Raw genomic sequence first — 23,931 nt, forward strand, 5'->3', positions numbered from 1 at the left:
AGAGATGGTTCTGGTGCGCGCGGCGCACCCTACTGGGTGAATAAGTCCGGCAGGGGATTGTCGCTCTCCGTTTTGCTATCTTTCAGCTCTCTTTTCAATAACCGGCTTACCAGTATCTGCACCTGCTGCCGGTTTAGCGGCTTTGGCGGTGTCAGGTAGAGGGCCGCGTCCAGCAGTTCCTGCAGTTTCTCCAGCTCTTCGAAATTCAGTTGCCGGTTGGCTTCGCTAAGGCTGTTTCCGTTTACCCGGGGCCAGCGGGTGCGGAGCCAGTTCAGGGCGGCCTGCTGGATATGTGCGGGGTCTCCGCTCTCTACGGCTCTTTCCAGCGCCCGTGCCTGCTGTTCGGCATTCGGCGGGCGCTTCGCGGCTGCGGGGCTCTGGTTGTTGGTTCCGCCGCGCCGGCGATAGAAATACAGCAACCACAGCAGGTGCGAGGCGAGGGCGGCTATGGCCAGGTTGCGCCAAAAGTTGTCCTGCATCGCGGTCGGCGTGGCGCCGGGCTTGAGGTCGGGGATGCTGCCGGGCTGTTGTGTTGTGGTGGCTGCCGCGCCGCCGGCGACGGTGAAGCGAAAGGCGGGCAGCTGGGTGGCCCGCTGGCGGCCGGTTTTGGTATCCCACCAGGTGATGGTGACCGGCGGCAGTTGGTAATCGCCAGGTTTGGTGGCGACTATGGCGGTGGTCTCTATGCGACTGCCGGTGATGCCATTCTGGCCGACTTGGTCGTCCTGTTGCGGTTGGTCGGGGTAGGTCTTCAGGCCCTCGACGTTGAGTCTGGGCAATGGCGGCAGCTGGGCGGCGCGCAGGCCTTCGGCGCGCAGGGTGACTATGCGGGTGATGGGCTCGCCGACGGTGAAGGATTCGGGATCCTGGCTCCAGCTCTGCACAATTCCCACGCTGGCGGCGGGCAGCCAGTGGGTGCCGCTGTAGCTGTCGGGCTTGGGCTGCACTTCGATGCTCTCGGCCTGGGAGCGCAGGCGCAATCGCTGGCTGTTGCGGTTGAACAGGGAGAAGGGGTCGCGGCGGCCGGCGACGGCGACGTAGTTGAGTGCCGGTATGGTCAGCTGGCCGGAGCTCTCCGGGAAGACGGCATAGGTGAGTTCATAGACGGCGTGGCCTATGCCGTTGATGCGGCGCTCGTAGCGCTGTTCATCGACCTTTTCCACATGGGCGCCGGGAATCTGCAGGGGTTCTGTGGCGATATCGTGCAGGCCCACCTTCGTGTAGAGGCGCACTTTTACCAGCAGTTGTTCCTGTACGTAGACCTTTTCCTTGTCCAGTTCGACTTCCAGGAAGGCCTGGCGATCGCCGGCATCGGGGCCGGCGCCCGCTTCGCTAACGATGATCGGAATGGCGTCGGACACCTGGCCCTTGTAGTGCAGGGAGGGGACGAAGAGGTTGCCCTCGCGTTTGGGGGCCAGGGTCAGCATCCACTCGACGAAGCTCTCGGCGCGGCCGTTAATGACACGGTACTGGTTGGACTGCTGGCGGGAGAGGATGTCGAAATCCTGTTCCAGCAGTTCGAAGTCGGGCTGGCCGCCGGACTCGTCACCGGAGTAGCGCAGGCGCAGGTTCAGGGTTTCGTCTATGCCGATTTTGTTGCGGTCTACGGTGGCGGTGAGGTCGCTGGCTTGGGCGAAGTTGGTTATTAGCAGAAGTAGGAGCGCCTGCAGGATTCTGGCGATCCAGAGGGTACGGGGAGATCGATCGCGGCCATGGGCCGCTCCTACAGGTCCGCGCGGGGAGAGGTTGCGACCAATTCCGCATTTCGCATTCCGCTTTCCGCATTTACTTACCATCGTTGCGTGGCTCCGTTTGCCGGGGGCTGCCATTCGCCGCTGCGGTAGGCGCGGCGGCGCTGCAGGCTTTCGTATTTGAATTTCTCGCGCATCAGGCCGGCGGGGTCGTCGGGGATCTGGCGCAGCCACTGGTCCAGGGCCTGTTGTGTCTCGGGGTCCAGGGGGCTCTCTTCGGCGCCAGCCTGTTGTTGTTCGCCCTGCTGTTGTTCCTGTTCCTCGCCTTGCTGCTGGTCGGCCTGTTGCTGCTGCTCTTGCTGATCCTGTTGTTCGCCGTTCTGTGCCTGCTGCTCGGAGGGCTGCTGCTGTTGTTCGGACTCGGACGGCTCTGATTGGGAGCCGGCATCCTGCTGACTCTGTTGCTCCTGGCTCTGCTGTTGTTGGCTGTCACCGGATTGCTGCTGTTGTTGCTCGTCGGACTGCTGTTGGTCCTGTTGCGATTGCTGTTGCTGTTGTTGCTGCTGTTGTTGCTGCAGATCTTTCAGCTTTTCGGCGATGTCGCGATTGTGTTCGGCATCGGCAAGTTGCGGATCCTGCTTCAGCGCTTCGTCGTACGCATCTATGGCCTCGTTGTAGAGGCCCTGCTGGGTCAGGCTGTTGCCGAGATTGTACAGGCCCTCGGCATCGCCGCTGCGGGAAAAGTCTTGCTCGGCCGCGGGGAAGTCGCCGGCGCGGTAGTTGGCGGCGCCGCGCCACTGTGGGTTTTCGAAAGTCTCCGCGGCCTGTTCCGCTTCGCCTTGTTGCAGCAGGCGTTCGGCCTGCTGGTCTTCGCGCTGCCACAGGTCCTTCCATTCGAATGCCTGACTCTGTTGGGGTGACGAGAGTAGCAGCGCCCCGAAAGACAGGGGCAGGGCGCAGGCGAGAGCGCCGCGGCGGAACAGCAGGGCGGCCAGGGGAAGCAATAGTAGTACGAGCCAGGGGCCCTCCTCGCGCCACTGATCGAATTCCCGCTCGGTGAGCTGGGCCTGTTGCGGCGCTTCGGTATCCGGCAGCAGCTGGGCGATATCGCTGTCGTCGACACTGATCCTGGCGTAGAGGCCGCCGCTGTCGCGGGCCAGCTTTGCCAGGTCTCTCGCATCAAAATTGGCAATGATAATGGCCCCATTGTCGTCGGTGATAAAACCACCGCCGTTGCCGCGGGGAATTGGGCTGCCCTCGCCGCTGCCGACGGCGAGAATACTCAGCTCAATGTTGGCGCCGGCCGCCAGTCCGGCGACGGTATCCAGGGCCATCTCGTCGATACCATCGGTAATCGCCAGCAGCTGTCCGCGGCCGGCGGCGCCATCCTTCAGCAGGCGAATGCCGGTTTCCACCGCCATCTCGATATTGCTGCCGGGTACCGGCACTATCGACGGCGACAGTGCCGGCACCAGGTTGGCGATGGTGGCGGTGTCGTCGGTCAGTGGCGTCACCACATGGGCTTCGCCGCCGTAGGCGACCAGAGCGGTGAGGCCGTCCTTGCGTTGGCGCAGTATGTCGAGGATTTTCAGGCGCGCGCGGGTCAGGCGGTCCGGCGACAGGTCGGTGGCCATCATCGACGGCGACAGGTCGAGCAGTATCACCAGGGCATCCTGGTTGCTGTAGACCGGTGTTGGCAGTTTGCGCCAGCTGGGGCCGGCGAGGGCGACGATGGTGCCGGCGAGCAGGGCGAAAATCAGAGCGAATAGCCAGGGGCGTTTGGCGCCGCCGCGCAGAATCAGGTGGGGCAGTAAATCCGGGTCGACGATTCTCTGTAGCTGGCCGCTGTTCAGCACCGTGCGCGCCAGGGCCCAGCAGAGCAGGGCAGCGGGGATCAGCAGCCACAATAGATGGGGGCGCAGTAAGTGGAACTGGTGGAGTTCGGAGAAAAACATCAGGCTGATCGGCTCCGATTGAAGGTTTCGCTAGCGGGGCCAGTTCCCACGGAAAGGCGATTAATCAATAGCGGCACTGACGCCCAGAGCAGGGCTAGCAGCAGCGCGGCGCCCAGTGGCCAGATATACAGAGATTTCAGCGGGCGGTAGCTCTCGGCCTCCTGCTCAACAGGTTCCAGCCGATCCAGCTCGGCGTAGATTTGTGCCAGCTCCTGCGGGCTGTGCGCGCGGAAGTAGCGGCCGCCGGTCTTGTCGGCGATGGCCTGCAGGGTTTCGCTGTCCAGGTCGCGAGAGGGGTTGATTCTGCGGCTGCCGAAGCGGCTGCCGAGCAGGCCCGGCTGCACCATCTCCTCGGCGCCGACACCGATGGTATAGACGGTGACACCCGCCTGTTGCGCCAGCTCGGCGGCTTTCAGTGGCGACACCTCGCCGGCGGTGTTGGCGCCGTCGGTCAGCAGTATCAGTACGCGCTGTTCCGCCGGGCGCTGGGTCAGGCGTTTGACCGACAGGCCGATGGCGTCGCCGATGGCGGTGCCCTGGCCGGCGAAGCCGATCTGCGCCTCTCGCAGCAGCGTGCCGACGGTTTCGCGGTCGTAGGTCAGTGGCGCCTGCAGATAGGCGCGGGTGCCAAACAGCACCAGGCCCAGGCGATCGCCCTGGCGACGCTCGACGAAATCGCCGACCACCTGTTTGACCGCATCGATGCGCATCGCCGGGCGGCCGCCCAGCAGCATATCCGGGGTTTCCATACTGCCGGAAATATCCACCGCGACAAGCAGGTCGCGTGCACTGCTGACCTGGGAGATGGGTTCGCCATACCACTGGGGTCGCGCCGCGGCCCCGATCAGCAGAATCCAGAGCAGGGTCAATAGCAATAGATTCAACAGATTGCCCTGTTCGCCGGAGCCGCGCAGGGACAGCTCCGAATAAAAGGGTACTTTCAGGGCGCTGCTGAGCGGCCTGGCGCGTGGCAGCAGCCAGCGGGCCAGCAGTGGCAGTGGCAGCAGGGCGAAAACCCAGGGCCAGGCGAACTCAAACACGGCTTGCCTCCGCTGCGGTCTGGCCGGCCGCGGGGAAGGTATCGCCGTGGCCCTGCACCCATTGCATAGCGTAGTCGCGAAATGCCTCGTTGCCGGCCGCATCGGTTGTGTCTTTGCGGTAGAGGTGTTGCAGCACCACCTGTCTTACTTGGTTAGTGCAGTCGACGACGGCCGTGACCTGCAGAAATTCCAGCCAGGCCTGGCCGGTCAGGTTGCCGCAGGTGGTGCGGCCGTAGCTGGTGACGGCGACGCGTTTGAGGAGTTCATTGATTTCCTGGGGGGCCACCGGGTCGGCGGTGTCTATCTCTTCGAGAAGTCTGACGGCCTCGACGCGATAGCGGTTGTGCAGCTTTTGCCGGCGTTTGTGGCGCAGCCATAAAAAGATGACTGTGGCGCAGGCCAGCAACAGGAGCGCCAGCAACCACCAGCCGGGAGCGGGCGGCCACCAGCTGATCGGGGCCGGTTCGCGGATATCGCGCAATTGGGCCAGCAGCTCCTGGGCTTCGGGCGACAGCGGCGGCGTGGATTGCTGCTGTTGGAGAAGTTGTCTCACGATGCCGGCTCCCCGGTTGTTGCGGAGATCGATCGCGGCCAACGGCGGGCGGTCGCCCCGCCGCTCCTACAGGGAGTGCTGCGGAAAGTATCGAAGTACATTGAATGCAGTCGGTTACCGCTTCGTAGGGTGCGCCGTGCGCACCATTGGGGTCTTTCGGTGCGCACGGCGCACCCCACGGAAGCGGGAATTGGAGGCTTCACTTTGCCCGCCTCCGGCGGGTCTGCTGGCGCGCGCCGTAGAATGACAGCAGGGCCGGCATCAGCGGCTGGGTGTTGTCGAAGTCCAGTAGTGGCAGCCGGTGCTTGCGGCAGAGTTGTTCGACATCCGTGCGGGCCTGGGCCTGCTTTTCGGCAAAGTGTTCGCGCAACGGGCGGCTGGCCGTGTTCAAAAAGGTGCGGCGGCGGCCGTCGGAGATGGTCAATGGCTGGGCCGGTAGTTGCCGTTCCAGCGGGTCGGCGATGCGAATCACCTGCAGGTCGGCGTGGCGGGTCAGCAGGTAAAGTGGTTGGGAGCAGCGATGGTCCAGGTCGTGGCAGTCGCTGATCAGGAAGAGGGCGCTGCCGGGGCGGGCGATGCGGCGCGCCTCCTCGAGCAGCGTTTTCATCGACTGACTCCCGCTTTCGGCAATGGGGCTCGTCAGTTCGCCCGCGCGGGCGACTATGGTGTGGATCATCGCCAGCACCGCGTGGTGGCTGCGGCGCGGGCGCACAGTGTCTATGCCGTCGTCGGCAAAGAGCAGCGCGCCTATGCGATCACTGTGTTGCAGGCCAGCCCAGCCGAGGGCAGCGGCTATACCGCTGGCGGCGACAGACTTGAACGCCAGGTGGCTGCCGAAAAACATCGGTGAGCGCAGGTCGAGCAGTATGACCACGGGTCTCTCCCGCTCCTCCTGGTACAGCTTGGTATGGGTTGCCCCGGTGCGTGCGGTCACGCGCCAGTCGATGGAGCGCACGTCGTCGCCGGGCTGGTAGTCGCGCACTTCCTCGAAGTTCATGCCGCGGCCGCGGTAGCGGGTGAGCAGGCCGCCGGCCTGGTCGCTGCGGGCCAGGCGGGGCCTGAACAGCTGCAGCTGGCGGGCGACATGGCGCAGCTGCACCAGCGGCTCCACCTGGGGGTAGGCGCCGCGGAGTTCCAGTTCTTTGTGGTTCAATGCTTCGACCAAGGTGATTTTTCCCTCTCCCCCGGCCCCTCTCCCGCAAGCGGGCGAGGGGGAACTCAGATCGCCGGCACCTGATTCAGCAGCCGCGCAATCACCTGGTCGGCGGTGACGCCGGCGGCTTCGGCTTCGAAACTGAGCAGCAGGCGGTGACGCAATATGTCCGGGGCCACTTCCATCACATCGTCCGGGGTGACGAAGTCGCGGCCGGCGAGCCAGGCGCGGGCGCGGGCGCAGCGGTCCAGTGCAATGGTGGCTCGCGGGCTTGCACCAAAATCTAGCCAGGATGCCAGCTCGCTGTCATACTTCGCCGGCTCGCGTGTAGCAATGACAAGTTGGACAGTATAGGTCTCCACCGCCTCCACCATCTGCATCTCCAGGATCTGGCTGCGGGCGCGGAAAATGGTTTCCTGGCTGATCAGGTCGGAAGGGCGATTTTCGCCAAGGCTTGCCTCGGATCTGGCCAGGCGCAAAATTTTCGCTTCCGCGTCGGCACCCGGATAGGCAAGATTCACCTGCATGAGGAACCTGTCCAATTGTGCCTCCGGCAGCGGATAGGTCCCTTCCTGTTCTATGGGATTTTGTGTCGCCATCACCAGGAATAAATCCGGTAGCGGATAGGTCTTGCGGCCCACGCTGATCTGGCGCTCGGCCATGGCCTCGAGCAGTGCCGACTGCACTTTGGCCGGCGCGCGGTTGATCTCGTCGGCCAACACCAGGTTGTGGAATACAGGCCCGGGCTGAAAATGGAACTCTCCGGTTTCCGGTCGGTAGATATCGGTGCCGGTAATATCTGCCGGCAACAGGTCCGGCGTAAATTGGACGCGATGGAAATCACCCTCAATAGCCTCGCCCAGCGTTTTGATCGCCTTGGTTTTGGCCAGCCCCGGCGCCCCCTCCACCAACAGGTGGCCGTCCGCCAGCAGGGCAATCAGTATGCGGTTGACCAGGGTCTCCTGGCCGATGATCTGCTGCCCCAGCCAGTCGCCCAGGGCGATGATACGTTCCCTGGTGTTTCGGTTTGCTTCCATAGCGTTAGCGTCTGCCCTATTAGTGTCACTTCTGTTGCGAATGATCCTGTCCCCGTCCGCCCGGACGGCTATCTATCATCTTCTATATATAGTCGCCGCCAATTCGGCGGACGTGTTGATTTTAGCGGCACCTGTTACAGAGGCAAGCGCCGGGCTGCCGGTAGACCCCTGTCACTGTGCAAAGTTCAGCCAGGGGTGGCGCCAGGAGTTGATTCGGCAAAATTTTAGATACCTGTTGCGGTGAAATCACCGGGGCGGGGATGAGACGACAGTTATTTCGGATCTGGAGCAGCCGGAGCCGATGTTAAAAAGAAAGAACTCGGGAGGTTCTGCGTGAATATGGCGACGGTTATCACCGACAGCCGCGAAGAATTGGTGGCGCAGGTCAGCGCATTGATTCGGGAAAAGTTGGCGGAGCAGGCGGGGCCGGTTGTGGCTTTTGCCGAGCAGTTTCTGCACCAGTATCCACTGGAGGATCTGGCGGGCCGACGATTGGTCGATATCTACGGTTGTATCTACAGCTGGTGGAACTTTATCCAGCAGCGCTCCGGTGACAAGCCCAAGGTGCGGGTATTCAACCCGCGTCTGGAAGATGACGGCTGGGAGTGTACCCACACGGTGGTGGGGGTACTGCAGCGGGATATGCCTTTCCTGGTGGACTCGGTGCGTATCGAAATCAACCGCCGCGATACGGTGATCCACTCCATCAAGAGTACGGTGCTGCAGCTGCAGCGCAGTAAGGGCGGCAAGTTGCAGAAGCTGCTGCCGCCGCGCTGTGAAGCCCCGGATGAACCGGCCCAGGAGAGTATATCCAGTGAGGCGTTGATCTATGTGGAGATCAACCTGGATACCTCTGTGGACTTTGCTTCCAGTCTGGCCTCGGCGCTGCAGGACGTGCTCGGCGATGTGGAGCTGGTGGTGGACGACTATGTGCCCATGCTCGACACCTGTAGTGCCATGGAGGATCAGCTGCACTCCGGCCTTGGGGGCAAGGGCCCAGCCGAGGGCGACGCCCACCTGCAGGAGGCCTGTGCCTTCCTGCAGTGGATGCGCGACGGCAATTTTACCTTCCTCGGCTACCGCGAGTACGAATTCTGCCAGCAGGGCGACAAGAAAATCCTCTGTGAGGTGGAGCAACGCCGCCTGGGAATCTTCAAGAAACTGGAAGAGCCGGCGGAGCCGACCCCGGAGGCCGCCTTCAATGCGGGCAAGCAGAAGTTCTACCAGGGGCCCAACTTCCTCACCTTCGCCAAGTCGTCGGTGAAGTCGCGGGTGCACCGCGCCGCCTACTCAGACTACGTGACCATCAAGCGCTACAACGCCGAAGGAGAGGTGATCGGCGAGTCGGCCTTTATGGGGCTCTACACCTCGCCCGTGTACACCGAGAGCCCGGTCAAGATCCCGATTATCCGCCGCAAGATGGCCTCGATCATCGAATCCAGTGGCCTGGCACCCCACAGCCACGACGGCAAGGCCCTGCGCCGCATACTGGATACCTTCCCCCGCGACGAGCTGTTCCAGAGCAGCACCCAGGAGCTGTTCGATACGGTGATGGGTGTGCTGTCGATGAACGAGCGCGCGCATATCCGCCTGTTTATGCGCCGCGACCCCTTCGGCAAGTTTGTAACCGCAACTGTCTATGTGCCGCGGGAGCAGTTCACCAGCAGCGTGCGCGAGCTGATCTGCGCGCATATTGCCCGGGCCATCAAGGCCAGAGAATCCGATTTCACTACTTATTTTTCTGAATCCATCCTCGCGCGGGTGCACTTCGTGTTCCGCGTCTCCCCGAGTGAGCCGGTGGATATCGATATGGCGCGACTGGAGGCGCAGATCGTGGATATAACCCGCTCCTGGGAAGACGTATTGCAAAGATCTCTGATCGAAAGTCACGGCGAGGAAGAGGGCGGCCGTCTCAACAGCGTTTACGGCCGCGCCTTCCCCGCCGGTTATCGCGAGGATTTTGAACCGCGCATCGCGGTACAGGATGTGGCGGCTATCGAGGACTTGAACGAAAACAACCGGGTGGCAATGAGTTTCTACCAGCCGGTGGGCGCTGCCGCCGGTAGCCTGCGCTTCAAGGTGTTCAACTGGGGCAGCGGCCTGACCCTGTCCGACGTGATCCCGGTGCTGGAGCACCTCGGGCTGCGGGTGATTGGCGAGTTCCCCTATACGATACGCCCGGCCGGTAAAACCGATGTGTGGATGCACGAGTTTCACCTGGAGTTCGGCCTGCCCACGCGCGTCGATGCCCAGGCATCCCGGGGCCTCTTCCAGGACGCCTTCGCCGCCATCTGGAGCAATGTGGCCGAGAGCGATGCCTTCAACCGCCTGGTGCTGGCGGCGCGCCTGAACTGGCGCGAGGTCTCCATGCTACGCGCCTACGCCCGCTACCTGAAGCAGACCAAGTTCAGCGCCAGCCAGGAATATATCGCCGCAACCCTGGCCAACCATGTGGAGATCACCCGCAACCTGGTGGCCCTGTTCCGCGCCATGTTCGACCCGCGTGTCAGCAGTGGCAAGGGTGACCAGACCCGTATCGAGCGGCTGATCAAGAAGGTTCACGAAGGCCTCGACGGTGTTGACAACCTGAACGAGGACCAGGTGATCCGCCGTTATCTGGAGCTGATACTGGCCACATTGCGCACCAACGCCTTCCAGCCGGGCGAAGACGGCCAGCCCAAGGACTATATCTCGATCAAGTTCAGCCCGCGCAATATCCCGGGTATTCCCGAACCGCGCCCGGAATTCGAGATCTTCGTCTACTCGCCGCGGGTGGAGGGCGTGCACCTGCGCGGTGGCAAGGTGGCGCGCGGTGGCCTGCGCTGGTCCGATCGCCTGGAGGATTTTCGCACCGAAATCCTGGGGCTGGTCAAGGCACAGAATGTGAAAAACGCGGTGATTGTGCCCGCCGGGGCCAAGGGCGGCTTCGTGGTGCGCCAGCCGCCGGAGGACACCAGTCGCGAGGCGATCATCGAGTCGGGTATCGCCTGCTACAAGACGTTTATCCGCGGCCTGCTGGATATTACCGACAACCTGAAAGACGGCGAAATTGTACCGCCGGAGCAGGTGGTGCGCCGCGACGACGATGACCCCTACCTGGTGGTGGCAGCGGACAAGGGTACGGCCACTTTCTCCGATATCGCCAACGGCATCGCCGCCGAGTACGACTTCTGGCTCGGCGACGCCTTTGCGTCCGGCGGAAGCCAGGGCTATGACCACAAGAAGATGGGTATCACCGCCCGCGGCGCCTGGGTGTCCGTGCAGCGCCATTTCCGCGAAATGGGCGTGGATGTGCAGAAGGAGGACTTCTCCGTTATCGGTGTCGGCGATATGGCCGGCGATGTCTTTGGCAACGGCATGCTGCTGTCCGAGCACATCTGCCTGAAGGCCGCCTTCAACCACCTGCATATCTTTATCGACCCCAATCCCGATGCGGCGGCCAGCTTCGCCGAGCGCAGGCGACTGTTCGAACTGCCGCGTTCGAGCTGGACGGATTACCAGCAGAAACTCATTTCCAAGGGCGGTGGTATCTTCGAGCGCCGCGCCAAGTCGATCAAGATCACCCCGGAAATGAAGGCCGCCTTCGCGATTGAGGCGGACCAGCTGAACCCGAATGAATTAATCAGCGCGCTACTGCGCGCGCCGGTGGACCTGATCTGGAACGGCGGTATCGGCACCTACGTCAAGGCCAGCACCGAGTCCCATGCTGAGGTGGGGGACAAGTCCAACGATCACTTGCGCATCGACGGTCGCGAGCTGCGCGCCAAGGTGTTCGGCGAAGGTGGCAACCTGGGCATGACCCAGCGCGGGCGCATCGAGTTCGCCCTCTCCGGCGGCCGCTGTAACACCGACTTTATCGACAATGCCGGCGGCGTGGACTGTTCCGACCACGAGGTGAATATCAAGATCCTCCTCAACAAGGTGGTGGCCAATGGTGACCTGACCGACAAGCAGCGCAACCAGCTGCTGGAGGAGATGACCGATTCCGTGGCCGAACTGGTGCTGGACAACAACTACGACCAGACCAGCGCGCTCAGCGTGGCGGAATACCAGGTGCCCGCGCGACTGGACGAGTATCGCCGCACCATCAACGCACTGGAGAGCGAGGGGCGCCTCAACCGGGCCCTGGAGTTTATCCCCGATAACGAACAGATCACCGAGCGCCAGAACAAGGGGCAGTTCCAGTACCTGACGCGCCCAGAGCTGTCGGTGCTGATTTCCTATGTGAAGGTAAAGCTGAAGGAGGAGCTGCTCGGGGCCGAGCTCATCGACAACCAGCGCGTGCAGGAGGCGGTGGAGTCCGCCTTCCCGGCGGAACTGGTGGCCCGCTACCGGGAGCTGGTCTACGACCACCCGCTGCGCCGTCAGATAGTCTCAACCCAGGTGGCCAATGAGATGGTCAACAATATGGGGATTACCTTCTATCACCGTATCAGCAGTGCCACCGGGGCTGATATCAACGCCGTGGCTGCGGCCTATATCAGCGCCCGCGACGTTTACCTGATGCCGGAGTTCCAGGATCAGGTGGCGCTGCTGGACTACCGGGTGCCGGCGAAGCTGCAGATAGAGCTGACGAACTCGATGATTGGGCGCGTGCGCCGCGCCACGCGCTGGTTTATCCGCAACCGTCGCAACGAACTGGAGCCGGCGCAGAACCGCGCGCTGTTCCAGGAGTCGGTGCAGCGGGTGATCAAGGGACTACCGGAAGTGCTCTCCGGCGAGCCGCGCCGCGACTGGGAGTCCCGCTACCAGACGCTGCTGGAGGCCAAGGTGCCGGAACAGGTGGCACTGTTGGCCGCGTCGCCTACCTATCTCTACTCGGCACTGGGTATTTCCGAATCCGCGCGTACCAGTGAGCGGCCGGTGGAGGAGGTGGCAACTGTCTACTTCCGCATCGCGGATGCGCTGAAGTTGCATTGGTTCGGTACCCTGATTATCGATCTGCCGGTGGAGAGTTTCTGGCAGGCCCAGGCCCGCGAGACCTGTATGGACGACCTGGACAGCCAGCTCGCCAGCCTGGCGGTGCACATACTACGCCTCGCCAACGAGGCAGATATGGACCTGGATGGTGCAATGTCCCGCTGGAGCGCTATCATGGCGCCCGCAATCCAGCGCTGGAACAGCCTGGTTGCGGAGCTGAAGGCGACATCGGTGAGCGACTTCGCGATGTTTACCGTGGCGCTGCGGGAACTGATGTACCTGGCCAACGCCACCGCGGACCAGGGATCCCTGGCAGAGTAGCTGGCGTACCGGAACTCGCGTAGGGTGCGCCATGCGCACCCTACGGAGAATGACGGAAATAAGGAAGGAAATGTACTCACATCTGCGCAAGGCCCTGTTCGCGCTAGACCCCGAGCGGGCCCACCACCTGTCGCTGGATGCCATTGGCGCCGCAGAGCGCCTGGGGCTGATGTCGCTGTTCAGTAAGCCAGTGGCGGACGACCCGGTGGAATTGATGGGCCTGACCCTGCCGAATCCGGTGGGGCTGGCCGCCGGGCTCGACAAGAATGCCCAGGCGTTCAATGGCCTGGGGGCACTGGGTTTCGGCTTCGTCGAAGTCGGCACCGTGACGCCGCGCCCGCAACCGGGCAATCCGCAGCCGCGCCTGTTCCGGTTGGAAGAGGCAGAGGCGATCATCAACCGCATGGGCTTCAATAACCTGGGTGTGGATTACCTGGTGCAGAGGGTTGTGCGGCGCCGCTATGGCGGTGTGCTGGGTATCAATGTGGGCAAGAATCTTGATACGCCGGTGGAGAAGGCGGCGGACGACTACTGCCTGTGTATGGAGAAGGTGTACACCCACGCGGATTACATCACCGCCAATGTCTCGTCGCCGAATACCAAGGGCCTGCGCGACCTGCAGTTTGGCGACAGCCTGAACCGTCTGCTGGGCTCTATCAAGGAGAAGCAGCAGCAGTTGGCGCAATTGAACGACCGCTACGTACCGCTGGCCGTGAAGATAGCTCCGGATATCGAAGGCGACGCCGTGGCGCAGATTGCCGAGGCACTGCGCGAATTTGAAATCGACGGTGTTATTGCCACCAATACCACCATCGATAAATCCACGGTAGCGCATTTACCTCACGGCAGTGAGGAGGGCGGCTTGAGCGGAAAACCGCTGCAGGAAAAGTCCACCGAAGTGATTGCGCAGCTGGCAAGGGAATTGCGCGGGCAGATTCCGATTGTCGGTGTGGGTGGAATCTTTGACGGCGATAGCGCAGCGGAAAAGATTCGCGCGGGTGCGACGGCGGTGCAGATCTATACCAGCTTTATTTACCGCGGCCCGGCGGTGATCCGGGAGGCCGCCGAGGCCATAGCGCTGTTGCGTAGGAGCTAGGGCGCGGGCAGAGCGAAACCTGGAAAAATTGAAAAAGCACTGTCTCCGGGAGTCAGCCAGGCTGACTCCCGGAGTTAAATCTCAGTGCTTTTGAAATGGTCTGGGCCGGATGCCCTTACGCGGTACTCCAGCCGTCGGGATGTTGAACCTCCGAGCTTACCGTACTGAAGGTCTCCAGTTTCTGCGCAGTGGTTGAACCTCCAAACCCGCTCCAGTAATCCTCGCGACCCTCACGCCAGCCATTGACCCACGCCTGGTGAAGATCCCCATTTTCATGAGGGCAACTTTCCATGGCTTTGTTTTGGGTGGCGGCCAGGTAGCCCTTGTAAAAGGCTCTTTCGGACTGGTTACGTTTTTGGCGTTTCATCGTATGCAGTACCTCTTTGTGTAGGTGCATATGGCTCTTGCGGATAGGCACTACTGGCACTATCGCGAGTGGTTTTTTAACGTTTTTTACACCTGTATTTCTAAGCTTAGTGAATGTTTCAGTCGGGTTGCCAGGCACCTCACTATTTGGACCACTCTATGGACAAGAATACTGTGAGGCCGGGCAAATCAAAAAAGCGCTCGCCGCGACGCACTGTTTCATTGGCTGAGCCGCCGTCTCCCTAGCTGAGCGGGTGGGCTGGCTCCTAAAAGCTAGCGGAAATGAGCGCAGACCTCAGTAGAGCAAAATGTGATTAGTGTGTGAACGAACACTTTTGTCTTAAGGTGGCGCCTGATATAAGGATTGTGTATAGGCCCGGGAACCTGATAGTTATCCTTGCGCCAGAAAAGAGAATTCTGTGCCTGACGGTGGCCGAGGGACGGGAACAAATGCAGTCCCGACGAGTGAGTAAGAGATTTTGATCGAACTAGAGACCGAAAAACTGGCGTTTACCGCTACCTGTCCCAAGGGCCTCGAAGGACTTCTGGCTGTTGAGCTGCACGAGCTCGGTGCCGTTGAAATACGCGAGCAGCCGGCTGCAGTGCATTTCTCCGGCACCCTGGAGCTGGCCTACCGCTGCTGTCTCTGGAGTCGCCTGGCGAATCGCATACTGTTGCGCCTGGCGCAGGCGCGTATCGGCAACGCCGAGGATCTCTACGGCGCGGTGGCGGCCCAGCCCTGGGAGGAGCATATCAACCCGTCCGGCAGGCTGTGGCTGCAGTTCTCCGGAACCAACCGCGAGATACGCAACAGCCAGTTTGGTGCCCAGAAGGCCAAGGACGCGATCGTCGACCGCTTGCGTCGCCAGAGCGGTGCGCGGCCGCTTGTCGACAAGCTGAATCCGGACCTGAGCGTGGCCCTGCGCCTGCAGCGGGACCGGCTGGACATCGCCATCGACCTGAGCGGCGACAGCCTGCACCGGCGCGGCTACCGCACCCATATAGGTGCGGCACCATTGAAAGAGAACCTGGCGGCAGCGTTGCTGCTGCGCGCGGGCTGGCCGCAGATTGCTGCGGACGGCGGTGCGCTGCTGGACCCCATGTGCGGCTCCGGCACCATCCTGATCGAGGGGGCCATGATGGCGGCGGATTTTGCGCCGGGCCTTCTGCGTCAGGGATTCGGCTTCGAGCGCTGGCTGAATCACCAGAGCGATATCTGGAACCGCCTGCGGGAGGAGGCCCTGGAGCGCCGCCGCGCCGGGCTTGCGCAGGAAATACCGGAGATCCGCGGATACGATGCCGATGCTAAGGTCCTGTTCGCTGCCGAGGCCAATATCGCCCGCGCCGGCCTGGAGCGCCATGTACGCGTCAGCTGCCGTCCAGCGGCGGCCTTCAAGGTCCCCAGCCACCGCGAGGTCAAGCCGGGGCTGGTATTGACCAACCCGCCCTACGGTGAGCGCCTCGGCGAGCAGGAGGCCCTGCGCGAGACATACGCCGAACTCGGCCGCCAACTCAAGAAGGAATTTCCCGGTTGGCGGGCCGGTATATTTACCGGCAATCCGGAGCTGGGGCACGAGACGGGCCTGCGCTCCCACAAGCAGTACCAGTTGTACAACGGCAGTATCCCGAGCCAGTTGCTGCTGTTCCAGATTCGCGAACAATCTGCGGAGGCTGCTGCAGGGGAGGGCGGTCCCAGGCTCTCCGCAGAGGCGGAAATGGTTGCTAACCGGCTGCGCAAGAACCTGCGCACCACCGGCAAATGGGCGAGGCAAAACGGCGTCGACTGCTACCGACTCTACGACGCGGACCTGCCGGAGTATGCAGCGGCGATTGATCTTTACCGTTCCACAGAAGGCGTATTTTGCGCCCATGTGCAGGAGTACAGAGCGCCGGCCAGCATCGACGAAAACAAGGCGCGCACACGACTGCGCGATCTGGTGCGCGCGGTGGAGCTGGTGCTGGAAGTTCCCCAGCGCAATATCAGTATCAAGGAGCGACGGCGCCATACCCATAAGGGGGGGCACAAAGGTGGCGAAAGCCAGTACCAGAAGCGCACCCAGGAGCGGAAACTGACAGGGACCGAGGCTTTCTGGGTGAACGAGTACGGGGCCGAGCTGGAGGTGAACCTGTGGGCCTACCTGGATACCGGGTTCTTCCTGGATCACCGCCCGGTGCGACAGTACCTGCGCGAAAGGGCCTGCGGCAAAAAATTCCTGAATCTCTTCTGCTACACCGCCAGCGCAACAGTGCAGGCGGCCCTGGGCGGCTGCGAGCAGAGTACCAGCGTGGATATGTCCAAGACCTACCAGTCCTGGAGCGCGCGCAATTTCCGCCGCAACAATATGGATCCCTACCGTCACCAGTTGGTGGAAGCGGACTGCCTGCAGTGGCTGGAATCGGCACAGCAGAACCGCCGCGGCCACTACGACCTTATTTTCCTCGACCCGCCGAGCTTTTCCAATTCAACCAAAATGCGCGGCGTGCTGGATATACAGCGGGATCATGCCAGACTGATCCGCCAGTGCATGGCCCTGCTGGCCCCGGGGGGTACTCTGGTGTTTTCCAACAATCTGCGCAGTTTCAAGATGGATGAGTCAGTAAAAGATGACTTTTCGGTGGAGCAGCTGCAACTGCTGGACAGGGATTTTCAGCGCAATCCTAAGATTCACAATGTGTGGAAAATCAATGCGCAATGATGAATGACGAATGCGGAAAGAGGGGCAATGATTTCCGCATTCCGCATTCCGCATTCCGCATTCCGCATTCACTCTAACTCCATCACCACCCGGAAACCCACTTCCCTGGACATGGTGTCCTGGCCCAGCCCCTCGCGATAATCCGAGCTGATATTGTTGAGCGGATCGCGCATGGAGCCGCCGCGTACCGCGCGCAGCTTGCAATTGCTGATGGTGACGGGGCGGGCGTCGCTGCGGCTCTTGCTGTAATCGCCTAGGTAGCAATCCTGAACCCACTCGGCCACGTTGCCGGCGGTGTCGTAGAGGCCGAAGCGGTTGGCCTGGTAGTGGCCCACCGGTGCGCTGGTCGCGGTGAAGAGAGAGTTGAACTCACTGGCGCAGCCGCGTCGGCAGTTGGCTTTGCCGCGCGGGTTGTCGCCGCCCCACCAGAAGGGTGTTCGAACACCACCGCGCGCGGCGTATTCCCATTCCGCTTCGCTGGCCAGGCGGTAACGCTTGCCTGTCTCTCTTGACAGCCACTGCACATAGTCCCGGGCGTCGTGCCAGCTGACGTTGATGACCGGCCTGTCGCCGCGGCCCCAGCCGGCATCGCCGGGCAGGGCGGCACCGGTGGCCTCTGCGAAGAGGTCGTATTCGTCGAATGTGATCTCGCGGGTGGAGATGGCGAAGGGACTGTCGATTCTGACTCGGTGTACCGGGCTGGCAGCGGCGCGCTGGTTGCTGCCCATCCTGAAACTGCCGGCCTTGATGGCGATCATCTGCGGGCCGCGACCGCCCGAAGCGAGACGCGAGCTGATTTTCTTGCCGTGGTACCAGGCGCGCTCCAGCTCCACGGGTAACATCAGATCGCGGTCGTCTATGGCAATCCAGCGACGCACGGTGGTGTAGCCGGGTTTGCTCACTTCCAGGTCGTAACTGCCCGGTTCCAGCTCGATACCGGCGCGGTAACGCGGGGTGATATTCATAATGCGCACCCGTGCGTCACTCGGCTCCGGGCGCACATCGAGGCTGTAGACTTCCGGCAGCACCTCTTCGGTTTCCGCGATTTCCGCTTTTGCAACCGGCGTTACTTCGGTGGCGGCCTGTTTCGTCGCCGCTGGCTCTTCGCCACCTGTGACAGAAATTTCTGCAGCCGACGGGACTGCCACCTCTGCTGGCCCGGCATCGGCTCGCGGCAGCTCGCTGCGCGGTTCTGTATCGCCCAGGGCCGGCGGAGTCGCCACTGTGGTTATCTCCGCGGGGCCAGTCTTTTCAGTTGCTTCGGGTTTTTCCGCCTCACCTTCCGGCAGCAGCAGTTGCGCGGTAAATCGGCTGGCGCCGTCGAGCAGCGGGTGATCTGTCTGCCACTGCAGCTTGAAACTGATCAGGCTGAATAGCATCCAGGCGAAGGCCGCAGAAACGGTTACCAGGCTGCCGAACAGCCACTGCCGGCGCTTGCGCTGCGGTGTCTGTTGAATCACCTGGTGGATGCGCATGATGGTTTCCTGCTCGGCGCGCGGGTGATTCTCGTTCAATGGCTTGTCGCGCCAGCGGGCCCAGGCCCTGGCGATCTGGTCGCTCAGGGTGCCGTAGAGGGTCAGCAACAGTGCGCGCATCAGGCTGGAAACGCGCACCGAGGTATTGTTCAGTTGGGTAGGCTGTGCGGCGGGTTTACCCGCCAGAGTGGCGATCAGTTGATCGATGGCATCCACCACATCCAGGCCGCGCTGGAACCGGTGTTCGGGATCCTTGGCGAGGAAGCGGTCGATCAGGTTCTGGTACAGCGAGTGGCGCGCCGGCAGCCTGGGAATAGGGTCTGTGAGGTGCTTGATGGCGATGGCCACCGCCTCGTCGGCCTGGTAGGGCACGGCACTGGTGACCATTTCGTAGAAGACAACGCCCAGGCTGTAGAGGTCGGCGCGACCGTCGATCGCGGCGCCGCGGGCCTGTTCCGGGCTCATATAGTGGGGCGTGCCTACCACCATCCCGGTATTGGTCATGCGCGTGGTGCGGGCGACGGCTCGGGCCACGCCGAAATCTGTGAGTACCGCCGAGCCGTCCTCGCGAAACAGGATATTCTCTGGCTTCAGGTCCCGGTGCACATAGCCCTTGCTGTGGGCGTGGTCCAGTGCCAGGGCTATCTGGCGCGCGACGTTCAGGGCGTCCAGGGGATCCATGATGCCCTTTGCCATGCGGTCGGAGACAGAGCCGCCGGGCATATAGTCCATGGCAATATAGTTAAGGCTGCGGTAGCGGCCGATATCGTGAATGCCGACGATGTTGGGATGCGACAGCTGGCCGACAATATTGGCCTCGCGCTGGAAACGCTCGCTGAAAATGGGGTCCGCATTGAGTACCGGGGACATTACTTTCAGCGCCACCTGGCGCCCGACGCTGCGCTGGATCGCCAGGTAGACGGTCGACATACCGCCCTGGTTGATCTTCTTCAGTATCCGGTATCCGGGGATTTCCAGCGAGGTGTTGCTGCTGCTGACGACTTCCATCAAACCCTTTCCCTTGAATCAGAGTGCGCCAAACAGCCTGGCAGCGAAGGCGGCGAGCAGGCCCAGCGCGCCCATGAGCAGCAGTATTTTGCCGCGCGCCTGCAACTTTTGCGCGGAAGCCCTTAGCGCACCGCCTGTGCGGAAAGTCCAGTTTTCGCCCCCCGCTGGCGTCGGAGTCGGCGCGTCTATGACCTGGACAGTGATATTGTCCTTGCCGCCGGCATCCAGGGCCGCGGCAATCAGCAGGTCTGCAGCGCGGCGATTGTCACTGTTATCCGCCAGAACCCGGGCTATCTGGTCGGATTCCACTTCGGCACTGAGGCCGTCGCTGCACAGCAACAGTCTCTGTCCCGATGTCCAGGGCGATGAAACGCGATCGATTTCCAGTTTGGGGTTGGTACTGCCGCCGATGCAGCGGGTGATGACATGGCGGTTGGGGTGGTTGGCGGCCTCGACGGTATTGATGGCACCGGAATCGACCAGCATCTGTACGTATGAGTGGTCACTGGTGAGCTGTTTCAGCTGGCCACCGCCCTCGCCGGGCGTCCAGAGGTAGGCTCGGCTGTCGCCGACCCAGTAGACATGAAAATAGGCGCCGTCTTCGGCCACCACCACCGCCGTGGAGCCCATATTGGCGGTATTTTGTTCGTCGCCGAGGAGCAGGGCGTGCGCCCTCTGCAGGGCCCGCTCGTAGTGGCGGTCTGTGGCGGCAGAGCGCTGTATCTCCTCCACCACCGTTTTGCTGGCAATCTCGCCGGCCTGGTGTCCGCCGAGGCCGTCTGCAACCACCCAGATGCCGCGCTGCTCGTCGGCCCAGAAGGCGTCCTCGTTCTGCTCGCGCTTGTAGCCGGGGTGGGTGGCACCGGCGCTGCGCGTGGCCTCACTGGCGCGCTGGATTGTCCCGCTGTGCCGCGATACTTCGCGTACTTTGGCTTCACTCACTGGCGTGCAACTACCTGTCTTTATTCTGATTTGCCCGGCTATCGGCGGATACCCGCAACTGCCGGTGGTCTCATCCCTGCGGGGCAGCTGGCCCCCGCACCGGGGGTATGGCCGGGCCGCGACTGTTGTTTTTGGCGCAGTGCGGATATTAGATGCAGCGGCCATTGTAAGCTGCAAACCGAATCACACGCTAACGAAAATCCCCGTGATAAACTCGGCCCAACTGAATAAGAGTCAAAAGCCGGGCAGTGCGCTGCCCCCAGATTGACACCACTGCATTCCGGCTACTGCCGCTTTCGCCGCCGCCGGCTGTTAAAGGAAACCGCTTCCCATGTTCAAACTCTGCGACCTCAAGGATGCCAGCCAAAGTGTATGGTTGGTAGCGCCTAAAGTGACTATCGGGCGCGCTAGCAACTGCGATTTGACCATTGCTGATGAATCCGTGGCCAAGCTCCACGCGGAAGTCAGTGTCGAAGGCGACGAACTGGTGTTGCATAACCTGGCCGACGGAGGGCAAGTTTTGCTCAATGGCAAGTCCGTCCAGGGCAGCTGCGAAATCAAACTCAACGACCAGTTGCAGATTGGCGGCCGCACGCTGAAAGTGCTGGATCCGAAGGTGACCAAGCTCAGGTCTGCAGGGCCCTCCAGCAGCGTCGCCTGGGCACTGCGGGCCAACCATCCGGCCATCGCGGGCAAGGTCTTCCCGGTCAGGGAGAGCAGCGTGGTGGGGCGTTCGGATGAGTGCGATATCACCTTCTCCCTGTCGCACCTCTCGCGCCGCCACGCGCGTCTGGAGGTGCGCGAGGGGCTGTTGTTCGTCACCGACCTGGGCTCGGCCAACGGCACCTACCTGAACAACAAGCGCGTCGTCGAAACCCGGGTGCGCCGCGGCGATGAGCTGCGATTCGACACCCTGAGTTTCAGTGTTGTGGGCCCCGCAGATGATCTGGACAAGACGACGGTGCGCCCGGCGGTCGATGTTTCCCAGATTCGGACCCTGGGCCAGGAGGCGCGGGGGGCGGGAGTCAGGCCGAATCTCGTCTCCACCTCCGAACCGACACGGGAAAGGCGTAAGTACGAAGGGAGTTCGGCGCTCGCCGATGGCGGCAGCAGCGCATGGCTGTGGATGAGTGGGCTGCTGCTGGCCGCCGCCACTCTCGGTTACTTCTGGGCGCGCAATCAGGGGCTTTTCTGAGTTGTCGCGCGAACTGATTCTCTACACCACCCTCGGCTGCGGTCTGTGCGAGAAGGCCAAGGTTGAGATCTGGCCCCAGTTGCAAGAGTTCCAGCTGCGCCTGCGAGAGGTGGATATTGCCGAGGACCCGCAGTTGCTGGAGCGCTTTTCGCTGCGCATTCCAGTGGTCGGCCTCGGCGATCCTGATGACGTCTGCCCCTGGCCCTTCGACAGCGCGCAGTTGGATGGCTGGCTGCGCCAGCGCCTATAGCTATCCCTTTTTTGTCGCCTGTTACAGCTTGCTCGCGGCCTCATTCTCCCGCAGCAGCGGTAGGGTGGTACCGCTGCGATAGGCGTAGATCACCGTATAGGCCAGCACGTTCTGCACATAGCGGCGGGTTTCGCTGTAGGGAATAGTCTCTATCCACACATCGTAGGGCAGCTGGTTTTTCGTTTCCTTCAGCCAGCCGGCCACTCGCGTGGGGCCGGCGTTATAGGCCGCTGCGGCGAGGAAGCGATTGTTGTCGAAGCGATTCAGCAGCGAATTCAGGTAGAAGCTGCCCAGGGCGATATTGGTGCTGGGACTCAGCAGGTCCCAGCTGCGCCGGTAGCGGACCCCGGCCCGGCGGGCGGTGGCGCGGGCGGTGGACGGCAGCAACTGCATCAGGCCCAGGGCGCCGGCGTGGGACTTGGCATCGTGGCTGAAGTGGCTCTCCTGGCGGGCCACGGCGTAGATCAGGTAGGGGTCCAGGGCGCTTTTCTTGCCCATGCGTTTGCCGACGTCATCGACGATATCGGCAAAGGCCAATGGGAAGCGCAGCTCCAGGTCATCCAGGTAGTCGGCCGCCAGAACCGATTGGATCGATTTGTGATACCAGCCCCAGGAGCTCGCCAGCTTGCCGGCGGTGAGCAGCTCCTCGTGGCTCATGCCCTTGGTGGCGTAGTTCCACTCGCGGCGCGCATGATAGAGCTCGCCGATCGCCTGCAGTTCCCGTGCCCGCTGCATGGCCGGGCGGGCGGCCATCTGCTCCACCTGTTTCGGCGTAACCGGCGCCGGGCGGTCCACAAAGCTGTATTTCTGCCCCAGGGTGTCGGCGGCCAGGAAGCCGTAGTAGCTGCGCTCTTCTGCTGCCTTGCGGTACAGGGGGACGGCGCTGTCAGCGCGTCCCTTGCCGTAGAGCTCTTCCAGCGAGCGGGCCTTCCAGTAGAGCCAGCGGTCCTGTTGCTGTTCCTTCTCCGGCAGCCGGTCTATCCAGAAGGCGACCTGCTCCCAGTCCAGCTCACGCAGCGACTGCCGCGCCAGCCACTCGATGCTGTAGGCGTCGGCAAACTTCTGCTCCTTGACCAGCTTCCGCAGGCTCTCCAGCTGGTCCTGGCGGGCGTATTGGTAGGCAAGGTCGCGCAGTATCTCGTCGCGTTCGCTGTCGCCAAACAGATAGCTGGCCTGGTAGCGCTGCCAGGCCTGCTCCGCACTGGCCGCGTCTTTGCGTGCCAGTCGGTGGAGGCCATGCAGGACGATGCTGCGATACTCCTGCTCGTGGTTCTGGGGTTTTTCGCCGATAAAGCGCGAATAGTCGAGCAACTGATCGGGATCCCTGTGTACCGAGCGCAGCAGCTTGGCCATCCGCTCATGGGTGCCGTCCATCTTGCCGGCGATATAGGTGGCAAGGTCGAGATTGCCGCTCTCGACCGCCAGATAGTGGCGTCGCCAGGCCAACTCCCGGGTAAGTTTTCCATCTTTCATCCAGCGGGCGAAGACAGCGTCGCACTCCTCGGCCTGTGAGCTGCCCACCAGCCAGAGCTCCTCGACCAGTTGGTAGGCCTCCTGCTTGTCGCCGTGTCGGGCCAGTGCATTGGCGTAATGGCAGCGCAGGGAGGAGCGGGTGATTTTTTCCGGACGGTAGTACTTGAGGTAGGCGCGGAATCGCTCGCGGCTACCCAGCTCCCGCAATACCCGCACCCGCATCCAGTCACCGACGGCGGTGTCTTGGTTGTCGGCGAGGAACTCGTCTATCTCCTCGTAGGGCAGCCGGGACAACTTCCGGGTGATGGCCCAGTAGTCGATATAGGGCAGCAGCGGGTAATCTTTCAGTTCCCGCTTCAGCTTTACCAGACTGGCCTGGTCACCGCGCGCAATGGCCAGGCGCGCGGCCTGCAGCTTGTCCCGCTGGGCCACCGCCTGTTCTGCTTCGCCCTCCGCCGCCTGTGCGGGAGGGGTCGAGAGTGGGGGAGATAATAAAAAAAGAGAGAAGAGAAGCGCGATTCCCTTTGCGTCAATCGACATCGCTATCACCCGATTGAAAATTCGCGACGTTAAACAGTGTCCTGTAAGGCACTAAAAGCGGTTATCAGAGCTTCCCAAATCGTTCACAGTTAGGCGCCGCTCGCAGGGAATGGTGGGCCCTTTCCAAGAGCGGCAACGCAGCTGTGGGCGATTTGGGAGGCTCCCTTCGGGCGGGGCGCCATACAGCCAACATACACCGTGCTCCCCGTGGTAGGTGGAG

The 23,931-nt window shown here is 62.4% G+C and carries 15 protein-coding genes; 5 read left to right on the forward strand and 10 right to left on the reverse strand.

The genetic code is table 11. The annotated features are described in order from the left end of the window. Positions 1-29: 29 nt before the first annotated feature. From IG627_RS16670 to IG627_RS16695, 6 genes are all read right to left on the reverse strand, one after another. Positions 30-1,796: a BatD family protein gene (locus IG627_RS16670; protein WP_193193697.1), complete on the reverse strand. Its 1,767-nt coding sequence runs from the start codon at positions 1,794-1,796 to the stop codon at positions 30-32. Continuing rightward, positions 1,790-3,646 (reverse strand): VWA domain-containing protein, encoded by a 1,857-nt coding sequence (locus IG627_RS16675; RefSeq protein WP_193193699.1) that lies wholly within the window; start codon positions 3,644-3,646, stop codon positions 1,790-1,792. The genes IG627_RS16670 and IG627_RS16675 overlap by 7 nt, the downstream gene beginning before the upstream one ends. After that, positions 3,646-4,686 carry a vWA domain-containing protein gene (locus tag IG627_RS16680; protein ID WP_193193701.1) on the reverse strand — a complete coding sequence of 347 codons (1,041 nt, stop codon included), beginning with the start codon at positions 4,684-4,686 and terminating at the stop codon, positions 3,646-3,648. Before IG627_RS16680 ends, IG627_RS16675 begins: the two co-directional genes overlap by 1 nt. Then, entirely contained in the window at positions 4,679-5,239 is a 561-nt protein-coding gene (locus IG627_RS16685) for a DUF4381 domain-containing protein (protein ID WP_193193703.1), read from the reverse strand. The genes IG627_RS16680 and IG627_RS16685 overlap by 8 nt, the downstream gene beginning before the upstream one ends. A gap of 199 nt (positions 5,240-5,438) precedes the next feature. Further along, positions 5,439-6,404, reverse strand: a complete 966-nt coding sequence (locus IG627_RS16690; RefSeq protein ID WP_193193705.1) for a DUF58 domain-containing protein — start codon at positions 6,402-6,404, stop codon at positions 5,439-5,441. Positions 6,405-6,457: 53 nt separating this feature from the next. Beyond that, the gene (locus IG627_RS16695) at positions 6,458-7,429 is read right to left on the reverse strand and encodes an AAA family ATPase (RefSeq protein ID WP_193193707.1); all 972 of its coding nucleotides are present in this window, start codon (positions 7,427-7,429) and stop codon (positions 6,458-6,460) included. Positions 7,430-7,762: 333 nt separating this feature from the next. Between IG627_RS16695 and IG627_RS16700 the strand changes: the two genes are divergently transcribed. Together IG627_RS16700 and IG627_RS16705 are read left to right on the forward strand one after the other, a co-directional pair. Beyond that, positions 7,763-12,670 (forward strand): NAD-glutamate dehydrogenase, encoded by a 4,908-nt coding sequence (locus IG627_RS16700; RefSeq protein WP_377516668.1) that lies wholly within the window; start codon positions 7,763-7,765, stop codon positions 12,668-12,670. Positions 12,671-12,740: 70 nt separating this feature from the next. Continuing rightward, the gene (locus tag IG627_RS16705; protein ID WP_193193709.1) at positions 12,741-13,766 is read left to right on the forward strand and encodes a quinone-dependent dihydroorotate dehydrogenase; all 1,026 of its coding nucleotides are present in this window, start codon (positions 12,741-12,743) and stop codon (positions 13,764-13,766) included. A gap of 115 nt (positions 13,767-13,881) precedes the next feature. Here IG627_RS16705 and rmf read toward each other — a convergent pair whose 3' ends face one another. Continuing rightward, positions 13,882-14,133 carry a ribosome modulation factor gene (gene rmf, locus IG627_RS16710; protein ID WP_193193711.1) on the reverse strand — a complete coding sequence of 84 codons (252 nt, stop codon included), beginning with the start codon at positions 14,131-14,133 and terminating at the stop codon, positions 13,882-13,884. Positions 14,134-14,614: 481 nt separating this feature from the next. On the opposite strand from rmf, the gene rlmKL reads away from it, so the two are divergent. Further along, positions 14,615-16,828 carry a bifunctional 23S rRNA (guanine(2069)-N(7))-methyltransferase RlmK/23S rRNA (guanine(2445)-N(2))-methyltransferase RlmL gene (gene rlmKL, locus IG627_RS16715; RefSeq protein ID WP_193193737.1) on the forward strand — a complete coding sequence of 738 codons (2,214 nt, stop codon included), beginning with the start codon at positions 14,615-14,617 and terminating at the stop codon, positions 16,826-16,828. A gap of 68 nt (positions 16,829-16,896) precedes the next feature. Here rlmKL and IG627_RS16720 read toward each other — a convergent pair whose 3' ends face one another. Together IG627_RS16720 and IG627_RS16725 are read right to left on the reverse strand one after the other, a co-directional pair. Then, on the reverse strand, positions 16,897-19,311 hold the full coding sequence (locus IG627_RS16720; RefSeq protein WP_193193720.1) for a bifunctional serine/threonine-protein kinase/formylglycine-generating enzyme family protein: 2,415 nt from the start codon (positions 19,309-19,311) through the stop codon (positions 16,897-16,899). Between the two features lie 18 nt (positions 19,312-19,329). Then, positions 19,330-20,253, reverse strand: coding sequence for a PP2C family protein-serine/threonine phosphatase (locus IG627_RS16725; RefSeq protein ID WP_193193722.1), 924 nt, complete (start codon positions 20,251-20,253; stop codon positions 19,330-19,332). Between the two features lie 331 nt (positions 20,254-20,584). Between IG627_RS16725 and IG627_RS16730 the strand changes: the two genes are divergently transcribed. Both IG627_RS16730 and IG627_RS16735 read left to right on the forward strand, forming a co-directional pair. After that, a complete protein-coding gene (locus IG627_RS16730) occupies positions 20,585-21,448 on the forward strand; it encodes an FHA domain-containing protein (RefSeq protein ID WP_193193724.1) in 864 nt (287 codons plus the stop codon). A 1-nt stretch (position 21,449) separates the two neighbouring features. Continuing rightward, the gene (locus tag IG627_RS16735) at positions 21,450-21,698 is read left to right on the forward strand and encodes a glutaredoxin family protein (RefSeq protein WP_193193726.1); all 249 of its coding nucleotides are present in this window, start codon (positions 21,450-21,452) and stop codon (positions 21,696-21,698) included. Positions 21,699-21,719: 21 nt separating this feature from the next. Here IG627_RS16735 and IG627_RS16740 read toward each other — a convergent pair whose 3' ends face one another. Continuing rightward, positions 21,720-23,711, reverse strand: a complete 1,992-nt coding sequence (locus IG627_RS16740; protein ID WP_193193729.1) for a transglycosylase SLT domain-containing protein — start codon at positions 23,709-23,711, stop codon at positions 21,720-21,722. Positions 23,712-23,931 lie beyond the last annotated feature (220 nt).

The organism is Microbulbifer taiwanensis, assembly GCF_014904815.1.
GTDB lineage: Bacteria > Pseudomonadota > Gammaproteobacteria > Pseudomonadales > Cellvibrionaceae > Microbulbifer > Microbulbifer taiwanensis.